This window comes from Methylobacterium sp. WL103, assembly GCF_008039885.1.
Taxonomy (GTDB): Bacteria; Pseudomonadota; Alphaproteobacteria; order Rhizobiales; family Beijerinckiaceae; genus Methylobacterium; species Methylobacterium cerastii.
On the sequence record NZ_VRUX01001273.1, the window covers coordinates 1 to 466 of the forward strand.

Below are 466 nucleotides of genomic sequence, written 5' to 3' on the forward strand. Positions count from 1 at the left end.
ACGCGCTCGGCACGCTCAACGCCCGCATCGGCCTGCTCGCGCTCGCCGCCTTCGCGGGGGCGGCCGAGGTCGGGCTGTTCACCGCCGGCTACCGCTTCTTCGAGCTCGGGGTCGCCGTCGCGATCACCCTGGCCGCCCCGCTGCTGCCGGTGTTCGGGCGCGCCGCCGCCGCCGGCACCCTGCCGGCGCAGACCCGCCTTGCGCTGCGCCTCGTCCTGTCCGTCGCCGGCCCCGGCGTGATCGCGGCCTGGGTGCTGGCCGACCCGCTGGTCCGCCTGCTGTTCGGGCCGGACTACGCGGCCAGCGTGCCGGTCCTGCGCATCGCCGCGCTGATGGCGGCGGCGATGATCGCCGCGACGATCCTGTTCTCGGCCCTGGTCGCGCTCGGCCGCACCGGCTTCGCGGTGCCGTTCAGCGCCGCCGGCTGCGCGGTGAACGCCGTCCTCTGCCTCGTGCTGGTGCCGCG

The 466-nt window shown here is 77.0% G+C and carries 1 pseudogene; it reads left to right on the forward strand.

Going from position 1 to position 466, the window contains the following annotated elements:
- Positions 1–466 (forward strand): annotated as a pseudogene (locus FV222_RS30470) (polysaccharide biosynthesis protein); the annotation flags it as partial.